This is a genomic window from Corynebacterium pilosum DSM 20521 = CIP 103422, assembly GCF_000373805.1.
Lineage (GTDB): Bacteria > Actinomycetota > Actinomycetes > Mycobacteriales > Mycobacteriaceae > Corynebacterium > Corynebacterium pilosum.
In genome coordinates, this window is the sequence record NZ_KB892457.1 from 1 (window position 1) to 21,107 (window position 21,107).

Genomic DNA, 21,107 nt, shown 5'->3' on the forward strand with positions numbered 1-21,107 from the left:
ACACACCTTCGCGTGTGTGGTCATGACATGAGAGATGACCGTTCGTCTGTTTGGTTGTCGACACGTTGCCCCTGTGGGTGTGTCGGTGGTTGATGGCGGCGGGGAAACGCCCGGTCCCATTCCGAACCCGGTAGCTAAGCCCGCCCGCGCTGATGGTACTGCATCCGGGAGGATGTGGGAGAGTAGGTTACCGCCGACCTAAAAATTTAAATAGTGAATCTGGAGCGTAGTTGGGATGAGTTGAGTCTGTGTACTCCTTATTCCAGCTACGCTCTATTTTCGTTTGTCTACTCTTAGATTGACTAGAGTAGAGAGACGTGCCGATCATAGAAAGGGCAAGTAGATGAGCGACGAGACATCATCCCACCATTTCCGTGAAGACCGCCCCCGTGGCAGCAGGCCGGACAAGAACAACCGCCGCCGCGACTACAGAGGCGGCTCAGGCCAACGCCGGGATGGAAAGCCCTCGGATCGGCGCGACGGTTGGCGACACGCGCAAGGCGGCAAGCGCGACGACCGCGGGAGAGGCCCACGGTATGACCGTAACGATCGCGGCAAAGTCCGCCACGATCGTTCGAACCCCCAACGGCAAGGCTTCCGTGAAGACCGGATGGCGCAGAAGCTGTCGGAACCGGATCTGCCCAGCGATATTGATATCAAAGACTTAGACCCTATGGTTCTGCAGGATCTTCGGGTCCTTTCGAAGGACAACGCAGATCGTGTGGCTCAACATCTCATCATGTCCGCGACCCTTCTAGAAGACGACACCCAACTGTCATTGAGCCACGCACGTGCTGCGAAGAATCGTGCAGGCCGGGTAGGCGTTGTCCGCGAAATGAACGGCATCGCCGCCTACCACGCAGGCGAATGGAAAGAGGCCTTAGCTGAACTTAGGGCGGCTCGTCGAATGATGGGAGGCCCCGGGATGCTCGCGGTCATGGCGGACTGCGAACGCGGACTAGGTCGTCCAGAGAAGGCCATCGAGTTGTCGCGCACACCAGAGGCCCGCCAACTGGATCCAGCTTCGCGGATTGAGTTAGCTATCGTCGTGGCCGGCGCGCGCCGTGATTTAGGGCAGAACGAAGCCGCTGTGGCCACCTTGCAACGTATGAACCCGTCGAAGGATGCTGAAGGTGTCTCGCAGATGCGTCTCGCCTATGCCTATGCGGATGCGTTGGTCGAGGTTGATCGTCGTGAAGAAGCTAAAGAATGGTTCGAACACGTCGCAGCTATCGACGAGGAAGAATTGACGGACGCAAACGCCCGTTTGGAAGAGCTGGGCTAAGGTCATAGGTATGAGCCTCATAGAACAGTACGATTCTCTACTACTTGACCTTGACGGAACGGTCTGGGCTGGCGGCGATGCGATTGCCGGTGCAGTAGAAGCGATCACGACCTCCGGCCTGCCGGCAGCCTACGTCACCAACAACGCCTCACGTGGCCCAGCGGAAGTAGCGGAGAAGCTGCGTGCCATTGGCCTTGAGGCGGCGGACGCGGACATCGTTACCTCGGCTCAGGCCGCCATTGTTATGGCTAGCGAATACCTTGAGCCTGGCGACCCTGTCCTCGTCGTTGGCGCGCCTTCTTTCAAGGAGCTTGCTACTCAAGCGGGCTATCGCGTTGTCGACAGTGTAGACGATCACCCCAAAGTGGTGTTGCACGGCCATTCCCCAGAGACTGGGTGGGCGCAGCTGTCGGAGGCAGCGTTGTCCATCCGTCAAGGAGCGACCTACTTGGCGTCGAACTTGGATACCACTTTGCCGATGGAGCGTGGCTTGCACGTGGGCAACGGCTCTATGGTGGCTGCTGTGACCAGTGCGACCGGAGTCGTACCTGCTTCAGCTGGCAAGCCCGAACCGGCAATGTTTTTCCAGGCCGCTGAGGTGATGAACTCGAAGGCGCCGTTGGCGGTGGGCGACAGGCTTGACACGGACATCGCTGGCGCCGTTGCTGCGAAAATGGACTCTATGCATGTGCTTACCGGCGTGTCCGGACCCATGGCGTTGATTGAGGCCACCCCGGAGATGCGCCCACGCTATATCGCAGAGAACATGAGCGGGCTTTACGACGATCCCTTCGCGCTGGTTCCTGGCCCGCAGGGGGGATTCACCGCGCGTGTCGACGGCGAAGACATTCTGCTGGAGCGTGGTAATCCAGATGCAACCAGCATCGAAGCCCTGCGTACCGTCTTGAATGTCGCCTGGTCAATGCCTCATGCCCCTGCGTTTATCCGCCCCATGTCGGATGCTGCAGACGCCGCAACTGCCCAGTGGTGGTAGCCAGTGTCTGCGCCTAAACCGCATGATCCACGCACCACGGCCGTCCGGCCGGAGGAGCTCACGCGGACTTTCGACGAGATCCTAGCGCAACCAGCAGACACCTTGGCCGAGGAAGTCGACCAGCTAGCACGCGCGCACGGCGTTCTACACGACGCACTACAGGATAATTAACAACACAAAGGATGGACTATTCGTGGCCCCTGGACGCAGAAGGCTCGACGCGGAGCTGGTTCGCCGCAAAATTGCGCGGTCCCGTGAGCAAGCAGTGGACTGGATCAAAGATGGTCGCGTCACAGTAAACGGGTTCGCTGCCCAAAAACCAGCCACCGTGGTCGAACCGGACGCGTCCATCAAAGTAGCGATGGACGAGGACGACCGGTGGGCCTCACGCGGGGCACACAAACTGATCGGTGCGCTTGATGCTTTCACGCCCCTCGGGCTCGATGTCGTCGATAAGCGTGTGCTCGATGCCGGGGCATCCACCGGTGGGTTTACCGACGTTCTGCTGGACCGAGGTGCACGCGAAGTAGTGGCCGTGGATGTGGGCTATGGGCAATTGATTTGGCGGCTGCAGAATGACCCGCGCGTCACCGTGCTTGACCGGACCAATATCCGCCACCTCACTCCAGAGATGATGGGTGGGCCAGCTGACATGATGGTTGGGGATCTCTCCTTCATCTCCTTGAGACTGGTGCTGCCGGCGATTGCGGACTGCCTTCGTGACGGGGCGGACTTGTTGCCGATGGTCAAACCTCAGTTCGAGGTAGGTAAGGAACGCCTGGGTAGCGGGGGAGTCGTGCGTTCAAATGCGCTGCGTGCAGAGGTCACAGGTGAGGTTGCCCGGTTCGCGGCCGAATTAGGGTTGAGCTGCCGGGGTGTCGTGGCCTCCCCGCTGCCGGGCCCCAGCGGCAACGTAGAATACTTTTTATGGTTGGTGAAAGATGGCGCTGCGTCCGCGCCAGCTGATCAGGATCTCGACGCAATGATTGCCACTGCTGTGAAGGAAGGACCCGCGCAATGAGTTCTAATGGACAACGTGAGATTCTCATGGTCCCGCACACCACACGCGAGGGCAATATCTCCGCGGCCGCACGCGCTGCGGAACTCATCCAAGGCGATGGCATCAAGGTACGGATCTTGGCGCAGTCGGATATGGAAGCTATTGACGCCCACCCCAGCCTGGCAAGGTTAGAGCGCGTGGCCCACACGAAAGAAGCGGCCAAAGGCTGTGAACTGGTCTTAGTGCTTGGCGGCGACGGTACTTTCTTGCGTGCAGCCGACCTCGCGCATGCGCAAGATATCCCGGTCCTGGGCATCAACTTGGGCCACGTCGGGTTCCTCGCGGAATGGGAGGCGGAAAGCCTGGATATGGCAATTCGGCGGGTGATTGACCGCACTTACGGCATCGAAGACCGCATGACCATCGACATCACCGTCTTGGATCCGGGCGGCAAGGTTTTGGACACCAGTTGGGCGCTCAATGAGGTCAGCGTTGAAAACCTGAACCGGCGTGGCGTGCTGGATGCGACCCTTGAGGTGGATTTTCGCCCGGTGTCCACGTTTGGTTGCGACGGTGTGCTGATTTCCACGCCGACCGGCTCCACCGCCTATGCTTTTTCGGCGGGTGGCCCGGTGATGTGGCCGGAATTGGACGCGATCCTTGTGGTTCCCAACAACGCGCACGCTCTCTTTACTAAACCTTTGGTCGTGTCGCCTGATTCGACAGTGGCTGTGGAGTCGCACCCGACGACCTCCCCGGCCATGGTAGTCATGGACGGATTCCGCCCGATCGCCATGCCACCGGGGTCGCGCTGCGAGGTCGTGCGAGGCTCTCGGCCGGTGCGCTGGGTGCGTCTCGACGACTCGCCCTTTACCGACCGTCTGGTCCGAAAGCTCCGGTTGCCTGTGGATGGCTGGCGCGGCCCGGCCAAGCCACAGTAAGTTGGAGCATTATGCTGCTTGATATTTCTATCGAGAACTTAGGCGTGATCCCGCACGCCACGGCCGAGCTTGCCGACGGCCTGACCGTCCTTACTGGTGAGACGGGCGCGGGTAAAACGATGGTCGTTACCGGGCTGCGCCTGCTTACAGGTGGGCGGGCTGATGCCTCGAGAGTACGCACCGGCGCACAGCAAGCCCTCGTCGAAGGCAGCTTCAATGTCGACGCACTGCCGGACGATATCAGGGAAGCGGTTGCGAACATCGTTGATACCGCTGGTGGCACCGCGGACGAAAACGGGGAGTATTTGGCATCGCGCTCGGTCAAGGCAACTGGGCGTTCGCGTGCCCATCTTGCTGGCCGCAGCGTTCCTGCGGCGACTTTGGCGGAGTTCTCCTCGCAGCTGTTGACGATCCACGGCCAAAACGATCAGCTCCGCCTGCTCGCTCCGGAGGAACAGCTAGCTGCGCTCGACCGCTTCGACAGCACCATCGGTCCATTGCGTTCTGCCTACACCGAAGCTTTTTCGTCGTGGCGCGCTTATGCCAAAGACTATAAGGAGCGTACAGAGAAACGCCGTGAACTGGCGCAGGAAGTTGACCGTTTGCAGTTTGCTCTCGACGAGATCGCTGCCATTGACCCGGTAGATGGGGAAGACGAGCAGCTGGTGGCAGATATTCGCCGCCTCCAGGACGTCGACAGTCTGCGTGAGGCAGCAGAGACTGCTCTGGCCGCAATCGACGGGCCAGATGCCGTGGGCGGCTACGGGGATGAGGACGGCGCGTCTACTCTGTCCGGGCAGGCGGAAGCCGCTTTGGCGCACAGCAACGACACACAGCTTTCAGAACTGGGCGGCCGGCTCACGGAGGCCACCGCGATTTTGTCCGAGGTAGCGGCAGAGCTAGGCAGCTACTTGGCCGACCTGCCTAGCGACCCTGCGGGTTTGGATTCGATGCTGCAGCGGCAGCAGGATTTGAAGTCTCTGACGAAAAAGTACGCCCCGGATATTGCCGGGGTGATCGCGTGGCGGGACAAGGCCCAGGAACGTTTGGCCAGCATAGACACCTCTTCCGAGGCGTTGGAAGAGCTGAAAAAGCAGGTGGTTGAGGCAGAAAAGGACATGGTGGCCAAGGCCCGCAAGCTCACCCAGGCACGCACGAAAGCCGCGAAAAAGCTGGGCGCAGCCGTCACTGAGGAGCTGCACGGCTTGGCCATGCCGAAGGCCCGCCTCGACGTGGTCGTCGGAAAGCATAAGTATACGCGCGAGGGTGCCGACACCGTGGAGATGCGGTTGGCCCCCAACGCCTCTATGGAGTCCCAGCCATTGGCTTCCAGTGCGTCTGGCGGTGAGTTGTCGCGCGTGATGTTGGCACTTGAGGTCATTTTGTCGGCGACATCGACTGGCGCCACCCTCGTGTTCGACGAAGTGGACGCCGGCGTCGGTGGCCGTGCGGCGGTGGAGATTGGGCGCAGGTTGGCCCGGTTGGCAACGCACAACCAGGTGATCGTCGTCACGCACCTCGCGCAGGTCGCTGCGTATGCGGATACACACCTGCACGTGGCGAAGAATGTTGGGGATGAGTCGGTGACCTCGGGCGTGTCGGCGCTTTCCGACGAGGAACGCGTCGAAGAGCTTGCTCGAATGATGGCCGGGCTGGACGACACGGATACCGGGCGGGCGCACGCCACCGAACTGTTTAACCGAGCGCAAGCTGAAGTTGTGGAGATGCGAGGAGCAACCTCTGTGTGAAGGTGAAGCGTGAAGTTTTCCGCGCGCCTTCCCCACTTGTGCTGCTCTAACGGCCACAATAGGTCCCATGAGTAGCAAGATCACCAGTACTTCTGACCACCCCGGTCTGCAGGGTGCCCTGCGCGACTGCACCCCTCAGGGCAAGGGTCTGAAGCGTTTAAAAGCCGGTGAGATCGCCGTGATTGATGCGCCGGATCTGTCACGCAGGCAGGCGCAGGCGCTTGTCGACGCCCGCCCGGCCGCTGTGGTAAATATCGCCGAGTTTTCTACCGGGGCGATTCCTAATTATGGCCCGCACATTCTGCTTGATAGTGATGTGGCGCTCTATGAAAACGCGGGCGCTGAGCTGCGGGCTGCCTTCCGTGATGGGAAAAAGGGTGGCATCACCGAGGACGGTGAGATCTACGTCGGGAAGAAGACAGTGGGTAAGGCCACCGAGCTACTGCGCGGCGACGCAGACGCTAACTTCAACGACGCACAACGTCACCTGGTTGACCATATGGAGGCCTACTTCGGCAACACCATTGAGTTCATTCATTCTGAGGCTCCGCTGCTGATCGATGGCGTGGGCGTTCCAGACCTCGGCGACGATATGGACGGCCGCAAGGTGCTCATCGTCTCGCCTGAGCAGGGCCACCGCGAACGCATCGCTGGCTTGCGCAACTTTATCCGTGAGTTCAACCCGGTGCTCATTGGCGTGGCGGCGGCAGCTGACACTCTCATGGACTTGGGTTATAAGCCTGAATACATCGTTGGCAACCCTAAGGACGTGGCCTCGGAGACGCTGCGTGGCGACGCCCGCGTGATCCTGCCTGCGGACCCTGACGGACACGCCGAAGGTTTGGAACGAATCCAGGACCTCGGTGTGGGGGCGATGACTTTCCCGTCGGCGCTGGACAACCCCACCGACCTGGCCGTGCTGCTCGCGGTATTCCACGACGCACAGATGATCGTGACCGTCGGGGAGCGCATGGACCTCGACGCAATTTTCTCCAACCGCGACTACGCGCAGCCAGCATCGCTATTGACCTGGCTGAAGGGCGGCGGGCGAATTGTCGACGCGTCAGTCATTGAGAATCTTTACAACGTGAGCTCGGGCCGGGGTGTCGCGTGGGCATGGGCGATTTTGGGCGTCCTGGTGGCCGTGGCTGTGATCATCTTGGTTGTGGGATTGGGAGGCGATGACTCCTTCACCAATAATTTGATCGATACATGGAACTCCATCGCTTTGACCGTCCAGGGCTGGTTTAACTAGCTGTAGCGCCGCGCGTGCTGCGCGGGGATAGAAAGAGAGAATAGTTATGGCAGGGAAGAAAACTTCCCGCAGCGGGTGGCTTGTCACCGGCCTCGGGTTCGGTGTGGCGGCTGGCGTCGCGTTGGGCACCCTCGTGCTGGCTCCAGCAATGGGCGATGGGGCTTCTGGCGTATCGACGAATACTTCTGCCGGCGCTGGATCCCAGGACACAACCACCACCGAGGGGGAGAGTCAGCAGGCGGAAATTGCGGCGGCCCAGGCCGATGCGGCCGACGGGCTCATCAATGGCATCGGGGACGACGCTGTGGCGGGAACTCTGGAGCAGCGCCCCGTGCTGATGCTGCTCACGGCAGATGCCGACCAGGCCGATGTTGACGCATTGTCGTCCTTGCTGGAGGCTGCCGGCGCAGAGAACTCCGGGCAGATTACGCTCACGGAACAGTTCGGTGATCAGAGGAGCGCGGATGAGCTGAAGTCCATCATCGCAAACACGCTGCCGACAGGTGCTCAGTTGTCGGAAGATAATCTGGCTCCAGGCCTACACGCTGGTGAGTCTATGGGCACCGCTTTGCTTTACGACGAGGAGGGCGCGGAACCATTGGCATCGGTGGAAGATCGCGCGCTGGTGCTGCAGACTCTGCGCGAGGCCGGTTTCATCGACTATGAGGATGGCACCATTTTGCCTGCTCATGCCATCGTGATTGTGACTGGTGACGCCGACGGTGCGGGGGATTCGTCGTTTAGCACGGGCGTCCTCGTGGACCTTGTCCAAGGTATGGAGTCCCGCGGCGGCAACCTGGTGGTGGCCGGCCGGATCCATACTGCCGCGGACCAAGGGGTGATTGGGCGGATTCGCAGCACCCCAGAATTGGCTGAGGCAGTATCCACGGTCGATTCAGTCGACCGGTCCTTCGGTCGCGTAGCCACTGTGCTGGCGACCTCCGAGCTGCTTGACGGCGAGTCTGGCGCCTATGGCGCGGCCGCGAGCGCTGAGGCACCGTCGCCTGCGCTGCCGTAGAGGGCGCTGAAAAGCTAGATTGGGTTTTATGAACCGTCACGAATTTTCTGTCACCGACTCCGAGCTGCTCCACGAGGCGCCAATTCTTGCGCTGCGCCGCGACACGGTCACTATGCCTGGTGGCTCGACTGCTCGGCGCGAGATCGTCGAGCATTTTGGTGCGGTGGCGGTCGTGGCCCTCGACGACGAGGGGCAGATTGCCATGGTGGAGCAATACCGGCACAGCGTCGGGCGCCGCCTGTGGGAACTGCCCGCGGGCATCCTGGATATCTACGGTGAGGATCCTGTTGATTGTGCTGCGCGCGAGCTGCAGGAAGAGGCAGGTCTTGCGGCACAGCAGTGGCACCTGTTGAGCGACATCGTGACCTCGCCGGGCTTCTGTGAAGAAGCCGTGCGGATCTTTTTGGCCCGCGACCTTCGCGTTGTAGAGCGTCCGGAGGCGGAAGACGAGGAGGCCGACATGCAACAGAAGTGGGTTAGCCTCGATGAAGCCCGCGCCGCTGTGATGGATGGGCAGGTCACGAATTCGATCGCCGTGGTAGGAATTCTTGCGGCCTCTGAGGTTGTTGCGGGCCGCCATGCCGCCAGGGATCCATACACCCCGTTTGATTTGCGCCCATCGTCGATGGCTGATCGTCGTCACGCACGCGGCATTACCCCAGATATGAAGAAGCTCTAAGTGGACGCAGCGGATATTGGGCGCAGTTGGCTGGATCACTTGGCGGTGGAACGTGGTCTGTCTGACAACACGCTGAGCAATTATCGACGAGACATCAACCGCTATGTCACGTGGCTGCGCGACGCGGGCCGGATCTCGCTTGCCGACGTGACAACCGCCGATGTAGAGGCTTATGTGCAGGACTTGCGGCGCGGATACAACGGGCGCGCCCCGCTGGCGGCATCGTCGGCGGGCCGAGCGCTCGTCGTCGCGCGCGGACTGCACAAGTTCGCCACCAGTGAAGGCCACGTGCCCGCGGATGTGGCGGCCGCGGTGTCTCCGCCCGCAACGGGACAGCACTTGCCGGATACGTTGACTATCGACGAAGTAGCCACGCTCCTCGACGCTTGCCCCACAGAGGAGCCACTCGGTGTGCGTGATAAGGCGCTGCTGGAGATGCTGTACGGCACGGGCGCGCGGGTGTCTGAGGTGCTGTCGCTAGAGGTAGATGACGTGACTGATACTGATGGGATCATCACCGTTACGGGCAAAGGTTCGAAACAGCGGATCGTGCCACTGGGCAGCCATGCGCGCGATGCACTCGAGGCATACCTGGTGCGCGCAAGGCCTGTGTTTGCGACGGGAAAATCCCACGCGCTGTTTTTGAACACCCGCGGTGGTGCGCTTTCGCGACAAAGTGCGTGGACGATAATTAAAACAGCTGCTGACCGCGCCGGCATCGAAAAAGAAGTGTCACCGCACACCTTGCGGCACTCTTTCGCCACCCACCTTCTGGAGGGCGGGGCTGATGTCCGTACCGTCCAGGAATTGCTGGGGCATTCCTCGGTGACGACGACGCAGATTTACACCCACGTCACCGCCGATAATTTGCGTGAGGTATGGCAGATGGCTCACCCCCGAGCCTAAGGCGATACACTGCAACAACACTATTGCGTTTCGCAGCAGTGAGCTTTGTCCATTAGTCACTAGGGGAGTAAGCACCGTGACCCAGCGTCGTCACCTTCTAACGGCAAGCCTTGCGATTGCCACTGTATGTGGTCTTGCCATGCCAGCGGCGCCCCACGCTGCCGCACAAATCCCCGAAGGGCTTGACCCGGCAGCAGTCGCCGAGATGATTCCGTCCACCATTTCCGTCCCTGCGGGACAGACCACTTCGGTCGATGTGGGGGTGCCGGTCAATGTGTCATATGCAGGCGGGGGCTGGTCGGTTAGCGCCTCGGGCACAGGTGTCAGCGTGACTGCTCCGAACCAGCCGGGTTCTCAAGTCAGCGTTCCAGTCAGCGCGGGTGGATACTCTGCCACGATCACTCTCGTGGCGGAAGACACGGCCTACGCAGGTGCATCCGGCGGTGACGCAGGAACCGCCCCAGGTGCACCAGCACAGCCAGCACCAGCTGCGCCAGGTGCACCCGCCCAACCCGGCAGGGAAGCAGCACCGACCCCGCCACGGCAGCCTGCCGCACCGGTGGACACGAACCAGGCCGAGCACCTCTATTTCGAGGGAGAGATCCACGGCAACGTGCTCAGCGTAACCCTCTCGCTAAGGCAGGCAGCAGAATTGGCACCTTTGGCGGCGGGCAACTCAGAAGGTCTGAAGCTGCGTTACATCGATATCAACGGCAAGATCATCGAAGGCGTGCAGCGCGACATCGATATGGGTGCACGCACGATGACGCTGACCTTCCCGGAGGGCGAGACACCAGACAATCCCTTCATCCTAGAGGTTGTACGCGATGATGCGGTGGCGGAATATATCGTCACCATTACCGCCACCAACGCTCGCGTCGCTGAGCCTGTGGCGTCAGCAGAGGGTGGATCCAACCCTTATGGTGAGGTGGCGCAGGGGGCAGAGGCCGCGCGTGAGCAGCAGAGCGGTTCCGAGTGGGTCTGGTGGGTGATCCTTGCGGGCGTGGTCCTCATTCTCATCTTGGTGGTGGCCCTCATTGTTGCGTTGCGCAAGCGCGGGCGTGGTCGTCGATAAGCGCTTTAGGTCCACTGTCAAGTGCGTGATCTTGACTTTCGTGGTTGGATCTGGTGCTTCCGCCTGGCTTCTGCAGTCTGGTTAAGATAGCCGTTAAGATGGGAATGACATCGATGTAAGCTTGCACCCGCACTGCCCAAGTCAAGGAAGAAGGTATGACCGTGAGTAAAGACGGACTGTTTGACGCTTCCGAGGTGGAAGTTGGCCTGACTGGGCGGCCTGTCCGTGAACTCCCGCAGCCCAAACCGCTAGAGAAGCACGGGCCGGCACGGATCATCTCCATGGTCAACCAAAAAGGTGGCGTGGGCAAGACCACTTCGTCGATCAACCTGGGTGCGTGCTTGGCCGAACAGGGCCGCAAGGTGTTGCTGGTGGACCTTGACCCACAGGGCGCGCTGTCTGCTGGGCTTGACGTGGCGCAGAATGATGACGACATCACGGTCTATGACCTGATGCTGGACAACACCACCAGTATCCATGGCGCGATCCAGCACAGTAACGTCCCCGGGCTTGACTTGGTGCCTGCCAATATTGACCTGTCGGCGGCAGAAATCCAGTTGGTTAATGAGGTTGGTCGCGAACAGACGCTGGGGCGCGCGCTGCGTCCGGTGCGGGGCGAGTATGACTACATCATCATCGACTGCCAGCCGTCCCTGGGCTTGCTGACGGTGAATGCTCTGGCGTGTTCCCACGGCGTGATCATTCCGATGGAGTGCGAATACTTCTCCCTGCGTGGCCTAGCTCTGCTGACCGACACGGTGGAAAAGGTGCGCGACCGCATCAACTTCGACCTGGAGATCGTGGGCATCCTGGTTACCATGTTTGACCGCCGGACTACACACGCGCGCGAAGTGATGGAGCGTGTGGTGGAGGTCTTCGGTGACCGCGTATTCGACACGGTGATCACCCGCACTGTGCGTTTCCCCGAAACGTCAGTGGCCGGCGAGCCGATCATCACGTGGGCGCCCAGCTCCCAGGGCGCGGAGCAGTACCGTAACCTCGCGCTTGAGGTTATTGAACGGACCACCTAGTGGGCGTGTCGACGACCAACTCGGCCAGCACTCCTGCTGTGCCGGAGGGCGCGCACCAGCCTGAAATTACTGGGTTTACCCTGGTGCTCAACAATTTCGAGGGCCCCTTTGACCTTCTGCTGAACCTGATCAGTGCGAAAAAGCTCGACGTCACGGAGGTCGCCTTAGCGGAGGTGACCGACGAGTTCATCGCATATACGCGTGCACTGGGGGAGACGGCGGAGCTCGACGAGGTCACCGAATTCCTCGTCATCGCCGCCACCTTGCTTGATCTGAAGGCGGCCCGTTTGTTGCCCCGCGGCGACGTTGACGACGCGGAGGACCTCGAACTGCTGGAATCCCGCGACCTGCTTTTCGCCCGGCTATTGCAGTACCGTGCCTACCAGCAGGTGGCTGATCAGTTTGTGCAGTGGCAAAAGGATGCCCGCCGACGCTACCCGCGAGCAGTCTCGATGGAAGAACAGTTCGTGGATCTACTTCCGCCGGTGCGCCTGGGACATACCCCAGCCACATTCGCGGAGCTGGCGGCCAGCGTGTTTCGTCCGAAGGCTCCCGACGAGGTCCGTGTGGATCACCTGCACCAGGTCGAGGTGTCTGTGCCGGAGCAGGCCGGAAAACTCCTGGACACCTTAAAGCTGGTGGGCCCGGACACGTGGCTGTCTTTCGCCGCGCTGACTAGAGACTGCACGCGGTCCATGGAGATCGTCGGCCGATTCTTGGCCCTGCTGGAGCTATACAAGGCGCGCGCAGTCGATACTGAGCAGGAGGAGGCCTTGGGGCCACTGGATGTGGCATGGACGGGCATCGATGTGGACCCCGCCGTGGTGGCGGCCTCCAACTGGTCTTAAGGGCGCGCCTTCAGTGTATTGAGGACGTCGTCGGAAAGCTCCCTGTCGGCGTAGATGCGCACATCGGGCTCGCTGGGGTCGTCTTCGGTGCCCGCCCGTCGGCCCTCCCAGATGGTCGATAGTCCCAGCTTTTCGACGATGCGCCCGCTGGCCGGGTGGTTCGTCGTGATACGCGCCGTAATGGGCATGTCGGGGTTGGTGCGCTTAGCCATCCTGATGGCGGCTTCGGTGATTTCTGTGGCGAAGCCGTTGCCCCAGTGGTCGGGCCGGAGGCGGTATTTGATGTCGTAGACATCGTCGTTGTACACCTCCACACCACCAACCCCGATGAATTCGGAGGGGCGCTCACGCAGGTAGGCAGCCCACGGTCCGAGGTTGTGCTTGGTCCACGATTGGTGGGTGCGCTCGATGAGTTGGCGGGTCGTTTCCTTCTCGGTGTGGACTTGGCCCGGCCGGTGCCGCCAGATGCGGGGGTCGGAGTACACCTTGAAGGCTTCGGTCGCCTCCTCGACGGTGAGCGGGATCAGGATCAGTCGGTCTGTTCGTGTCGTAGTAGCCATAATGAGATGTTAGACATATCACTATCAAAGTGTGAAGCGTTTCACTAAAAACTTTCGCACCATCTTCCCGGCGGGGGAAGCTTTCGGCCAACGCGTTAGACTCGGTGACCATGGAACTGCCCATGGTGAGCCAGCTGCGCTCGAATATCGAATCCATCCTGCTTGTGATTGACTCGCCTGCCGACGCTGAAACGATCGCCAATGCGCTGGGCGCAGACGTGATCGAGGTGCGCGACCAGCTGCGGGCGCTTGCCGACGAACTGGACTCCCGCGGCAGTGGGATTGACCTGCGGGAAACCGAAGAGGGGTGGCGTTTGTATACCCGCCAGGAGAACGCGGAGGCCGTCGAAAAGTTCCTGCTCGACGGCACTCAGACCCGACTGTCCCGTGCCGCGATGGAAACGCTCGCGGTGGTCGCCTACCGGCAACCGGTGACGCGCGCGCAGGTCGCTGGTGTGCGCGGTGTCAACGTAGACGGCGTGATGCGTACTCTGACGCTGCGCGGCCTGGTTCGCGAGGTGGACCCGGATGAGGCGACTGGTGCGCATCGTTATGTGACGACCGAGCTGTTTTTGGAGCTGCTCGGCATTGATTCTCTAGACAGGCTTCCTGATCTGGCACCGTTGCTTCCGGAAGTCGATTCCATTGAGGATGCCTGGTAGGATCAGCGCAGGTAAAAATCGCATATCTACAGTTAGGACATACTGTGACCCCTCCCGCTCGCCGAGAAGGCATACCGGACAATGACAGGCAAGACGAAGAGTTTCTCCTGTCGAACGCGAAACCGGCGCGTAAACAGCACGTCAGCCGCGCAGAGCGCGCAAAAAACGCTGACCACCCACTGAAAGACAATTGGTGGGACGATGAGAAGCCCCAGGGTATCCGCCTGCAAAAGGTGCTCGCCCAGGCAGGGGTGGCCTCTCGTCGACACGCGGAAGCGATGATCGACAAGGGCCGCGTCGAAGTCAACGGCGAGATCATCCGCCGCCAAGGCGTGCGCGTGAATCCGAACGTGGACATCATCCGCGTCGATGGGGTGCGCGTCAACGTCAACGAAGATCACGAATACTTCGTCTTCAACAAGCCGCGCGGAGTGCACACGACGATGATGGACGAAATGGATCGTCCCTGTGTGGGCGACTATGTCGCAGACAAGGTCGTCTCCGGCCAACGCCTGTTCCATGTGGGCCGCCTTGATGCGGACACTGAAGGGCTGCTGTTGCTCACCAATGACGGCGAGCTGGCGAACCGCTTGACGCACCCAAGCTACGAGGTACCGAAGACCTACCTGGCGACGGTCCTTGGTGAAGCCGACAAGTCCGTGATCCGTCAGCTCAAGGAAGGCATTGAGCTTGACGACGGCCCGGCGAAGGTGGACTACGCCCAAATCGTTGACGTGCACAACGGTCAATCATTGATCCGCGTCGAACTGCACGAAGGCCGCAAGCACATTGTGCGCCGCTTGCTGAAGGCTGCCGGCTACCCCGTGCAGCGCCTAGTACGCACCAAGATTCATACCGTGCAACTTGGTGAGCAAAAGCCTGGCGCACTGCGTGCTTTGAACCGCGCGGAGCTGACCTCTTTGTACAAGGCGGTGGGAATGTGAGTCTTTCCAACATGCCCGATGGCGGCCTGATCCTGGCAGTGGACGGCCCTTCAGGAACTGGTAAGTCCTCCACGTGCCGCGCCTTGGCGAAGCAACTGGACGCGAAATACGTGGATACCGGTGCGATGTACCGGGTGGCCACACTTGCGGTACTGCGCGGTGGGGTGGACCCAGAGGATAAGGAAGCGGTGATCGTCGCAACGCGCGACCTGCCGCTGAGCGTGTCTGACGATCCTGACTCCACCGAAGTCCTGTTGGACGGCGAGGATGTCTCGGGAGAAATCCGTGGGCCTGAAGTCACGCGTAATGTCTCGGCGGTCTCTGCGATCCCGCAGGTACGCGAGAACCTGGTAGCGTTGCAGCGCAAGCTGGCGAAAGAGGCACACCGCGCGATCGTCGAAGGCCGCGACATCGGCACCGTGGTCCTTGAGACCGCGCCGGCGAAGGTCTACCTCACCGCAAGCGCGGATGTGCGCGCGCAACGCCGTTATGACCAGGACATTGCCGCCGGCCGTGAAGCAGACTATGAGACAGTGCTTGCCGACGTGCAACGCCGCGATGAGCTTGACTCCTCGCGGGAAACCTCACCCCTGCGCCCCGCAGACGATGCCCAGGTGATCGATACCTCCGAGCTGACCCCAGATGAGGTGGTCGAAGCTTTGATCACCGTGATTGAAAAGAGTGCGAAGTGACCGACAAGAACACGCATGACGACGAGCACGTCGATGACACGAGCTTCGTCTACGCCTTCGGTGGCGGCGAGGAAGTCGATGCTGATCAGGCATATACCGACGAGATCGTAGAGAACCCCGGCGGCGGCTGGGCCGACGATGACTTCGACGAGTCAGATTTCGACTTCGAGGACATGACGGAGGAGGAATGGGAGCAGCTCGACGAGCGCCTCGGCATTCTTGATCCCGAACTGATCCATGAAAACCTTCCGACGGTGGCCATCGTCGGGCGACCAAACGTGGGTAAGTCCACGATGGTGAACAGGTTCCTAGGCCGCCGTGAAGCGGTTGTGGAAGACCACCCCGGTGTCACCCGTGACCGCGTGAGCTACCTGGCGGACTGGAACGGGCAGCGTTACTGGGTGCAAGACACCGGTGGCTGGGACCCGGACGCGAAAGGGATCCATGCGGCGATCGCGCGCCAGTCGGAGGCCGCAATGGCTACGGCGGACGTCATCGTCATGGTGGTGGATTCGCACGTGGGGATTACCGAGTCTGATTCCGCGATGGCGCACAACCTGCAGCGTTCCGAGGTCCCCGTGATCTTGGTAGCTAATAAGTTCGAGTCTGACAGCCAGTGGGCTGATGTCGCCGATTTCTATGGCCTTGGGTTGGGAGATCCGTGGCCGGTGTCCGCGCTTCACGGCCGCGGCAACGCTGACGTGCTGGATGAAATCATTCGCCTGTTCCCAGAAGAGCCACGCCAAGCTGCCTCGATTACGGGCGGGCCGCGGCGCGTCGCCCTCGTCGGCAAGCCCAATGTGGGTAAGTCGAGCCTGCTGAACAAGCTGTCCAAGTCTGATCGTTCTGTGGTGGATAATGTTGCTGGCACCACGGTGGATCCTGTCGACGAAATGATCACGTTGGACGAGCGCACTTGGCAGTTCATCGATACGGCCGGGCTGCGTCGTAAGGTCAAGAGTGCACAAGGGCACGAGTATTACGCGTCGCTGCGCACGCAGAACACTATTGAGGCGGCGGAGGTGTGCATTGTTCTGATTGACTCCTCGCAAGAGATCACCGAGCAGGACCAGCGCATCATCTCCATGGTGATCGATGCCGGTAAGGCATTGGTGATCGCGTTTAACAAATGGGACCTGATGGATGAGGACCGTCGCTACTTCTTCGACCGCGAGTTGGACCTGCAGATCGATCGTTTGCCGTGGGTCTCCAAGATCAATATCTCGGCCCAGTCTGGACGCGCACTGCACAAGCTGGAACCAGCGATGATCGAGGCCGTAGAGAACTGGGACAAGCGCATCTCCACCGGCCAGTTGAACAACTGGCTGCGTGAAGCGATCGCTGCGAATCCGCCGCCGATGAACAATAACCGGCTTCCGCGGGTGCTCTTTGCGACGATGGCCTCAACCCGGCCGCCAACAATTGTCCTTTTCACCACGGGATTCCTCGAGGCAGGGTATCGTCGCTATCTGGAGCGAAAGTTTCGTGAGCAATTTGGTTACCACGGCACCCCGGTGCGTATCGCGGTGCGCGTGAGGGAGCGTCGTAGGAAGTAGGCTGGTGTGTATTTTTCGTCGCTTGTGCGTTCTGCCGTTGCCATAGTCGCCGTTGGTGCGGTCGCGCTGGGTGTCGCTGCGTGTGAGCCCGAGGAGGGGGCCCAGGATCAGTCTCAGGACGCCTTGCCTGAACCGGTTATTCCTGGCGTGACAGGAGGGGAGGGCGGATCGTCGACAAGCGGCCCTGCCTCCCCGCTGGTTCACGCGGTGGGGCATAGCTATCCGGTGACCGGTATCGCGATCGAGGATCAGGTCCCGGGCTGGACGTGTGCGGCGGGGGAGCAGACCGATTATGGTTGCACGAGCGACTCAGGGGAGTCGTTTACTTTCGCGGACAGCGACGGCACGTGGGACCTGAGCGAGGGTTTCGACGAACTACTGGTCGGGACGGACAATAGTAAGATCGTCCGAGACATGCACCCAGGAGAATATGTCAGTTTTCCCAGCGGGGCTTGTGCCGCCAGCGGCGAAAAAGAGCTGACCTGCGCCGGAATGGATTCTCACGCCGGGTTTGTCTTAAACGAGGAAGGACGGAGGGAGCTTTCCGAGGATGAGGTCACCGAATTTTTGGTGGTAGCTTCTTTGAAAAAACCACTACTTCTATTCTCCCAACACGCTACCTCACGATGGTCCTTGATGAGGCGGAGGTAACGTGCGGCCTGAATCATCGAAACGGTGCGCCAGATGTCTACTGCCAGGGTATTGATGTTGATTGGGGGAAGGCCGAGGAGTTTGACAGCGACGCGAACGGCGTGGGATTCCATACCGAAGGTGATGGCCGAAAGTTCGCTGCAGCCGCGAACATGGGCCAAGACATGGAGGGCACTACGTGGCTGAACGAAGGAACCTATAACTGGATGAACAGTGCCGATGTCTCCTACGACGGCACTGAGCTGCGCGTTAGCTATGACGGCTTCGAGATCACCGTTGCACGCGATAGCTACGATCTTGTCAAGGCTGACCCACAGGGCTCGGCGGTGGATCTGCGCTCGGAATCTGTGGATGTGGACGGCACAAAACGTTCCTACATGGTGGCCGCCCCGCAGGGGTGGCAGGACAGGCGTCTGCCGCTGATCTACGTCATCCATGGTAAAGGCTCTAATCCCCAGCGCATGGCGGATTTAACTGAATTCCACAAGTTTGCCGACGCGATCGTCGTCTATCCAGAAGGCGTTGACGAGTCCTGGGCGCCCGCCTACTACGCCGCCGCCCCTTCCGGTCGCAGCGATCTGGCGTTCATGGACCAGCTACACAATCGCCTGAGCAACGAGTTCGAGGTGGATCAGCAGCGCGTCTACGCCACCGGCTTTTCCAATGGCGGAGGGTTTGCACGCTTCCTGTCCTGTGAGCGCCCAGGCCGTTTCCCAACGATCACTACCGCAGGTGCCGCAGTGTTCGACAGCACTGTTGAGGGTTGTGCTGAGCACGCGACAAACTACCTAAGCTTCCACGGAACCGACGATGACCGAGTGGAGTTTGACGGTGCTCGGCGTGAAGTGGACGGCGAAGAGCACCGTCTCTTCAGCGCTAAAGACACGCTCTTGACCGCAGCTACTGATGCCTTGTGCACCGCGCCCCGACATGGGCTAAAGCTTGAAGAAAACCGGGTCTACGGATACCCCACACGCGTGAAATCGTTCGAACACGCAGGTGGCTGCCGTAATCAACTGCAGCTGATTTCCATCGATGGAATGGGGCACCGCTGGCCGCGGGGCCAAGAGGAATTAGCTGGTGTGGACGCCACCATCGAAAGCCTCAACTTCTTCGACATTGAGCACACAGCTACCCGAGATGAGCCGGATATCATCTAAGGTGCCTAGCACCGCTCTAGCGGGTGTACACGAAGGCATCGAGGCGATAAGGGATCGGCACCAACTCGCCCGGTTGAAGCTCGAGCCGCTCGAAGAGGTACCAGTGGAGATTGTTGCGCATCCGCTCACGCGTCTTTTCATTAGAGCGCAGCCACGACGAACGCGTCTGGCTAAGCGCGTAGACCTGATCGGTCGTGAGATGCTGCACCCACGTGGTCCGCAGCTCGTTGTCTAACCGCCAGGGTGGCGCGACCTCAGGGTAGAAACCCTCCCGCTGGATATCGCCAGAACGCATAATGCGCGCCAACCGCAGCACCCACGGGTGTGAAGTGTCCAGCGTGTTCCACAGCAACACCAGCTTTCCGCCGGCGCGGATGACCCGGTCGGCTTCAGCGCTGGCCGCTGTGGTGTCCACCCAGTGCCACGTCTGCGCACACGTGATGGCGTCGAGAGTGTCGTCGGCAAGCGCGGTGGCTTCGGCAGCCGCACGCCAGACTGGGACATCGGGTAATTGGGTCGCGCACACACGCGTCATGTCGGCTGAAGGATCGCAGGCAAGCACGGTGTGGCCCGGCGCGTCGGCAAGCAGGCGGGTGAGTTTGCCGGTTCCGCATCCGCTGTCTAGGACCACGGGGCAATCGTCGATAAGCGATAGCACTTCGGCGGGATAGGAGGGGCGGACGTCGTCGTAGATGTCTGCCCCGCGTGCGAAGGCGGCCGCGGAGCTGCGCCGGTGGGCGTCGTTGCGGAAGCTGGGCGCATCTTTCTGGCTGGGGACGCGGCTTGGGGCGGGGGTCATAGGTGTCTAAGTTACCTGGCGTCCAACGGGAAACTCCAAGTGCTGTTGGCGGTGGGCACCCCGTAATATGTATTGGCATGAGTGTTCTGCCTGCGCCTGAGGATCCCCGGTGGCTGATTAAGACTGTGACGTCGCGGTGGCAGCGCACCCTTCCTGCGGCCGTGCTGATGTCGACGACGTTTGTGACGAACGGGTTGACGCCGGTGATTGTGGGGCAAGCGATTGACGATGCGATTGCGCACGGAGATTTTTCGCGGCTGTGGGTGTGGGTCGGCGTGTTGGCTGTGACTTTTCTGGTCAATATCGCTGCGGGCTTTTTTGGCCGACGGCTGTTGATCGCGGCGACGCTGTTGGTGGGGCACGATCTGCGGATGGCGGTCAGTGACCGCATCATGCACCCGCGGGGAATTGGTGGCAAGCGCAGGACGGCTGGAGAGTTGTTGTCGATTGCTTCCTCGGATACCCAGCGCGTGGCGGACGCGGTGATGATGACGGTGTTCCCGGTGGCGGAGGTCGTGTCCGTGATTTATGTGGGGGTGATGGTGATGGCGATTCACTTGCCGCTGGGCGTGGCCATTTTGGTCGGTGGGCCGATCGTGGTGGCGATTGCGCTGGCCGGGGCCACTCCGCTGCGCAAGGCTTCGGGGAGGCGGCAGCAGGCGTTGGCGGATACCGCCGCGACGGCGACCGATGTGGTTCAGGGGTTGCGTACGCTGAAAGGTTTGGGTGCGATTGCTACCGTGCGCGGCCGTTTCAGCAGGGTATCGGACTTGGCCTATGAGCGGACGGTGAACGCTAATGCAGCTCAGGCTCGCTTGAATACGCTAACTGAATCAACGGGCTCGCTCTATGTCATTGCTGTCGCGGTTGTGGCGGGATGGCTTGGGATGAACGGCACGATCAGTATTGGTGAACTGATCACCGTGGTGGGGCTGACGCAGTTCATCATTCACCCGATGACGATGCTGGGTAAAAATATTGCCTCCCGGTGGGCCGCGGCCCAGGCTTCGGGGAGCGTGTCAAGTTGTTTGTGTGTGGGGCGTGATTATTAGAGGTAGGGCTCGAAGCGGTCAGGGTAAGCCACAGACATCTGGTTGATGGCCTGCTTCCAGTTCGTCNCCCGCCTGCCCTCGATCAGCCGGCCGCTGGTCGCCGCGACCCGTTTGCCCTGCTTAGCGCGCTTGGCGGCCCGTTTGTCCTCAATGTTGCAGATCATCAACCACAAGGTTTTGATCGCAGACTCATCGTTGGTGAACTGCACCCGATTCCGGGTGGCTTTACGTAGCTCGTTGTTCATCGACTC

22 protein-coding genes, 1 rRNA gene and 1 pseudogene are annotated in these 21,107 nt (G+C 60.8%); 21 read left to right on the plus strand and 3 right to left on the minus strand.

Features of this window, described 5'->3' with window-relative positions:
* Positions 1–81 precede the first annotated feature (81 nt).
* The 14 genes from rrf (at position 82) to B097_RS0107170 (ending at position 12,780) form a co-directional block, all read left to right on the plus strand.
* A 5S ribosomal RNA gene (rrf, locus tag B097_RS0107110) occupies positions 82–199 on the plus strand.
* 144 nt (positions 200–343) lie between these two features.
* A complete protein-coding gene (locus tag B097_RS0107115) occupies positions 344–1,285 on the plus strand; it encodes a tetratricopeptide repeat protein (protein ID WP_081618022.1) in 942 nt (313 codons plus the stop codon).
* Positions 1,286–1,295: 10 nt separating this feature from the next.
* Positions 1,296–2,279: an HAD-IIA family hydrolase gene (locus B097_RS0107120; RefSeq protein WP_018581845.1), complete on the plus strand. Its 984-nt coding sequence runs from the start codon at positions 1,296–1,298 to the stop codon at positions 2,277–2,279.
* Between the two features lie 3 nt (positions 2,280–2,282).
* Entirely contained in the window at positions 2,283–2,450 is a 168-nt protein-coding gene (locus B097_RS13570) for a hypothetical protein (protein ID WP_169505197.1), read from the plus strand.
* A gap of 22 nt (positions 2,451–2,472) precedes the next feature.
* Complete coding sequence (locus tag B097_RS0107125) at positions 2,473–3,300, plus strand: TlyA family RNA methyltransferase (protein WP_018581846.1); 828 nt, start codon at positions 2,473–2,475, stop codon at positions 3,298–3,300.
* Complete coding sequence (locus B097_RS0107130) at positions 3,297–4,220, plus strand: NAD kinase (protein ID WP_018581847.1); 924 nt, start codon at positions 3,297–3,299, stop codon at positions 4,218–4,220. The genes B097_RS0107125 and B097_RS0107130 overlap by 4 nt, the downstream gene beginning before the upstream one ends.
* Before the next feature lie 11 nt (positions 4,221–4,231).
* Entirely contained in the window at positions 4,232–5,968 is a 1,737-nt protein-coding gene (gene recN, locus B097_RS0107135) for a DNA repair protein RecN (protein WP_018581848.1), read from the plus strand.
* A gap of 67 nt (positions 5,969–6,035) precedes the next feature.
* Positions 6,036–7,223: a putative cytokinetic ring protein SteA gene (steA, locus tag B097_RS0107140; RefSeq protein ID WP_018581849.1), complete on the plus strand. Its 1,188-nt coding sequence runs from the start codon at positions 6,036–6,038 to the stop codon at positions 7,221–7,223.
* Between the two features lie 46 nt (positions 7,224–7,269).
* Complete coding sequence (locus B097_RS0107145; protein ID WP_018581850.1) at positions 7,270–8,241, plus strand: copper transporter; 972 nt, start codon at positions 7,270–7,272, stop codon at positions 8,239–8,241.
* Positions 8,242–8,269: 28 nt separating this feature from the next.
* Positions 8,270–8,920 carry an NUDIX domain-containing protein gene (locus B097_RS0107150; protein WP_018581851.1) on the plus strand — a complete coding sequence of 217 codons (651 nt, stop codon included), beginning with the start codon at positions 8,270–8,272 and terminating at the stop codon, positions 8,918–8,920.
* Positions 8,921–9,826 carry a site-specific tyrosine recombinase XerD gene (xerD, locus tag B097_RS0107155; RefSeq protein WP_018581852.1) on the plus strand — a complete coding sequence of 302 codons (906 nt, stop codon included), beginning with the start codon at positions 8,921–8,923 and terminating at the stop codon, positions 9,824–9,826. It abuts the gene before it with no gap.
* Positions 9,827–9,965: 139 nt separating this feature from the next.
* Positions 9,966–10,901 carry a hypothetical protein gene (locus tag B097_RS0107160; protein ID WP_018581853.1) on the plus strand — a complete coding sequence of 312 codons (936 nt, stop codon included), beginning with the start codon at positions 9,966–9,968 and terminating at the stop codon, positions 10,899–10,901.
* Positions 10,902–11,062: 161 nt separating this feature from the next.
* Complete coding sequence (locus B097_RS0107165) at positions 11,063–11,932, plus strand: ParA family protein (protein WP_026254369.1); 870 nt, start codon at positions 11,063–11,065, stop codon at positions 11,930–11,932.
* 38 nt (positions 11,933–11,970) lie between these two features.
* Positions 11,971–12,780 (plus strand): segregation and condensation protein A, encoded by an 810-nt coding sequence (locus tag B097_RS0107170; protein ID WP_026254370.1) that lies wholly within the window; start codon positions 11,971–11,973, stop codon positions 12,778–12,780.
* Here the strand turns inward: B097_RS0107170 and B097_RS0107175 are convergent.
* Entirely contained in the window at positions 12,777–13,340 is a 564-nt protein-coding gene (locus B097_RS0107175; RefSeq protein WP_018581856.1) for a GNAT family N-acetyltransferase, read from the minus strand. The two genes, B097_RS0107170 and B097_RS0107175, sit on opposite strands and share 4 nt — an antisense overlap.
* Before the next feature lie 110 nt (positions 13,341–13,450).
* Here B097_RS0107175 and scpB point away from each other — a divergent pair, with 110 nt between their 5' ends.
* The 6 genes from scpB to B097_RS13140 are packed head-to-tail and all read left to right on the plus strand — an operon-like array spanning position 13,451 to position 19,005.
* On the plus strand, positions 13,451–14,002 hold the full coding sequence (gene scpB, locus B097_RS0107180) for an SMC-Scp complex subunit ScpB (protein WP_026254371.1): 552 nt from the start codon (positions 13,451–13,453) through the stop codon (positions 14,000–14,002).
* 44 nt (positions 14,003–14,046) lie between these two features.
* On the plus strand, positions 14,047–14,946 hold the full coding sequence (locus B097_RS0107185) for a pseudouridine synthase (RefSeq protein ID WP_018581858.1): 900 nt from the start codon (positions 14,047–14,049) through the stop codon (positions 14,944–14,946).
* Between the two features lie 11 nt (positions 14,947–14,957).
* Positions 14,958–15,638, plus strand: a complete 681-nt coding sequence (gene cmk / locus B097_RS0107190; protein ID WP_172463376.1) for a (d)CMP kinase — start codon at positions 14,958–14,960, stop codon at positions 15,636–15,638.
* A complete protein-coding gene (der, locus tag B097_RS0107195; protein ID WP_018581860.1) occupies positions 15,635–17,194 on the plus strand; it encodes a ribosome biogenesis GTPase Der in 1,560 nt (519 codons plus the stop codon). The genes cmk and der overlap by 4 nt, the downstream gene beginning before the upstream one ends.
* Before the next feature lie 6 nt (positions 17,195–17,200).
* Complete coding sequence (locus tag B097_RS0107200) at positions 17,201–17,845, plus strand: hypothetical protein (protein ID WP_018581861.1); 645 nt, start codon at positions 17,201–17,203, stop codon at positions 17,843–17,845.
* A complete protein-coding gene (locus tag B097_RS13140; RefSeq protein ID WP_018581862.1) occupies positions 17,821–19,005 on the plus strand; it encodes a CE1 family esterase in 1,185 nt (394 codons plus the stop codon). The genes B097_RS0107200 and B097_RS13140 overlap by 25 nt, the downstream gene beginning before the upstream one ends.
* Before the next feature lie 16 nt (positions 19,006–19,021).
* Here the strand turns inward: B097_RS13140 and B097_RS0107210 are convergent, their stop codons facing one another.
* Entirely contained in the window at positions 19,022–19,804 is a 783-nt protein-coding gene (locus tag B097_RS0107210; RefSeq protein ID WP_018581863.1) for a class I SAM-dependent methyltransferase, read from the minus strand.
* 77 nt (positions 19,805–19,881) lie between these two features.
* On the opposite strand from B097_RS0107210, the gene B097_RS0107215 reads away from it, so the two are divergent.
* Positions 19,882–20,856 (plus strand): ABC transporter transmembrane domain-containing protein, encoded by a 975-nt coding sequence (locus tag B097_RS0107215; protein ID WP_018581864.1) that lies wholly within the window; start codon positions 19,882–19,884, stop codon positions 20,854–20,856.
* Here the strand turns inward: B097_RS0107215 and B097_RS0107220 are convergent.
* A pseudogene (locus B097_RS0107220) lies at positions 20,853–21,107 on the minus strand (IS256 family transposase); the annotation flags it as partial. The gene B097_RS0107215 and the pseudogene B097_RS0107220 sit on opposite strands and share 4 nt — an antisense overlap.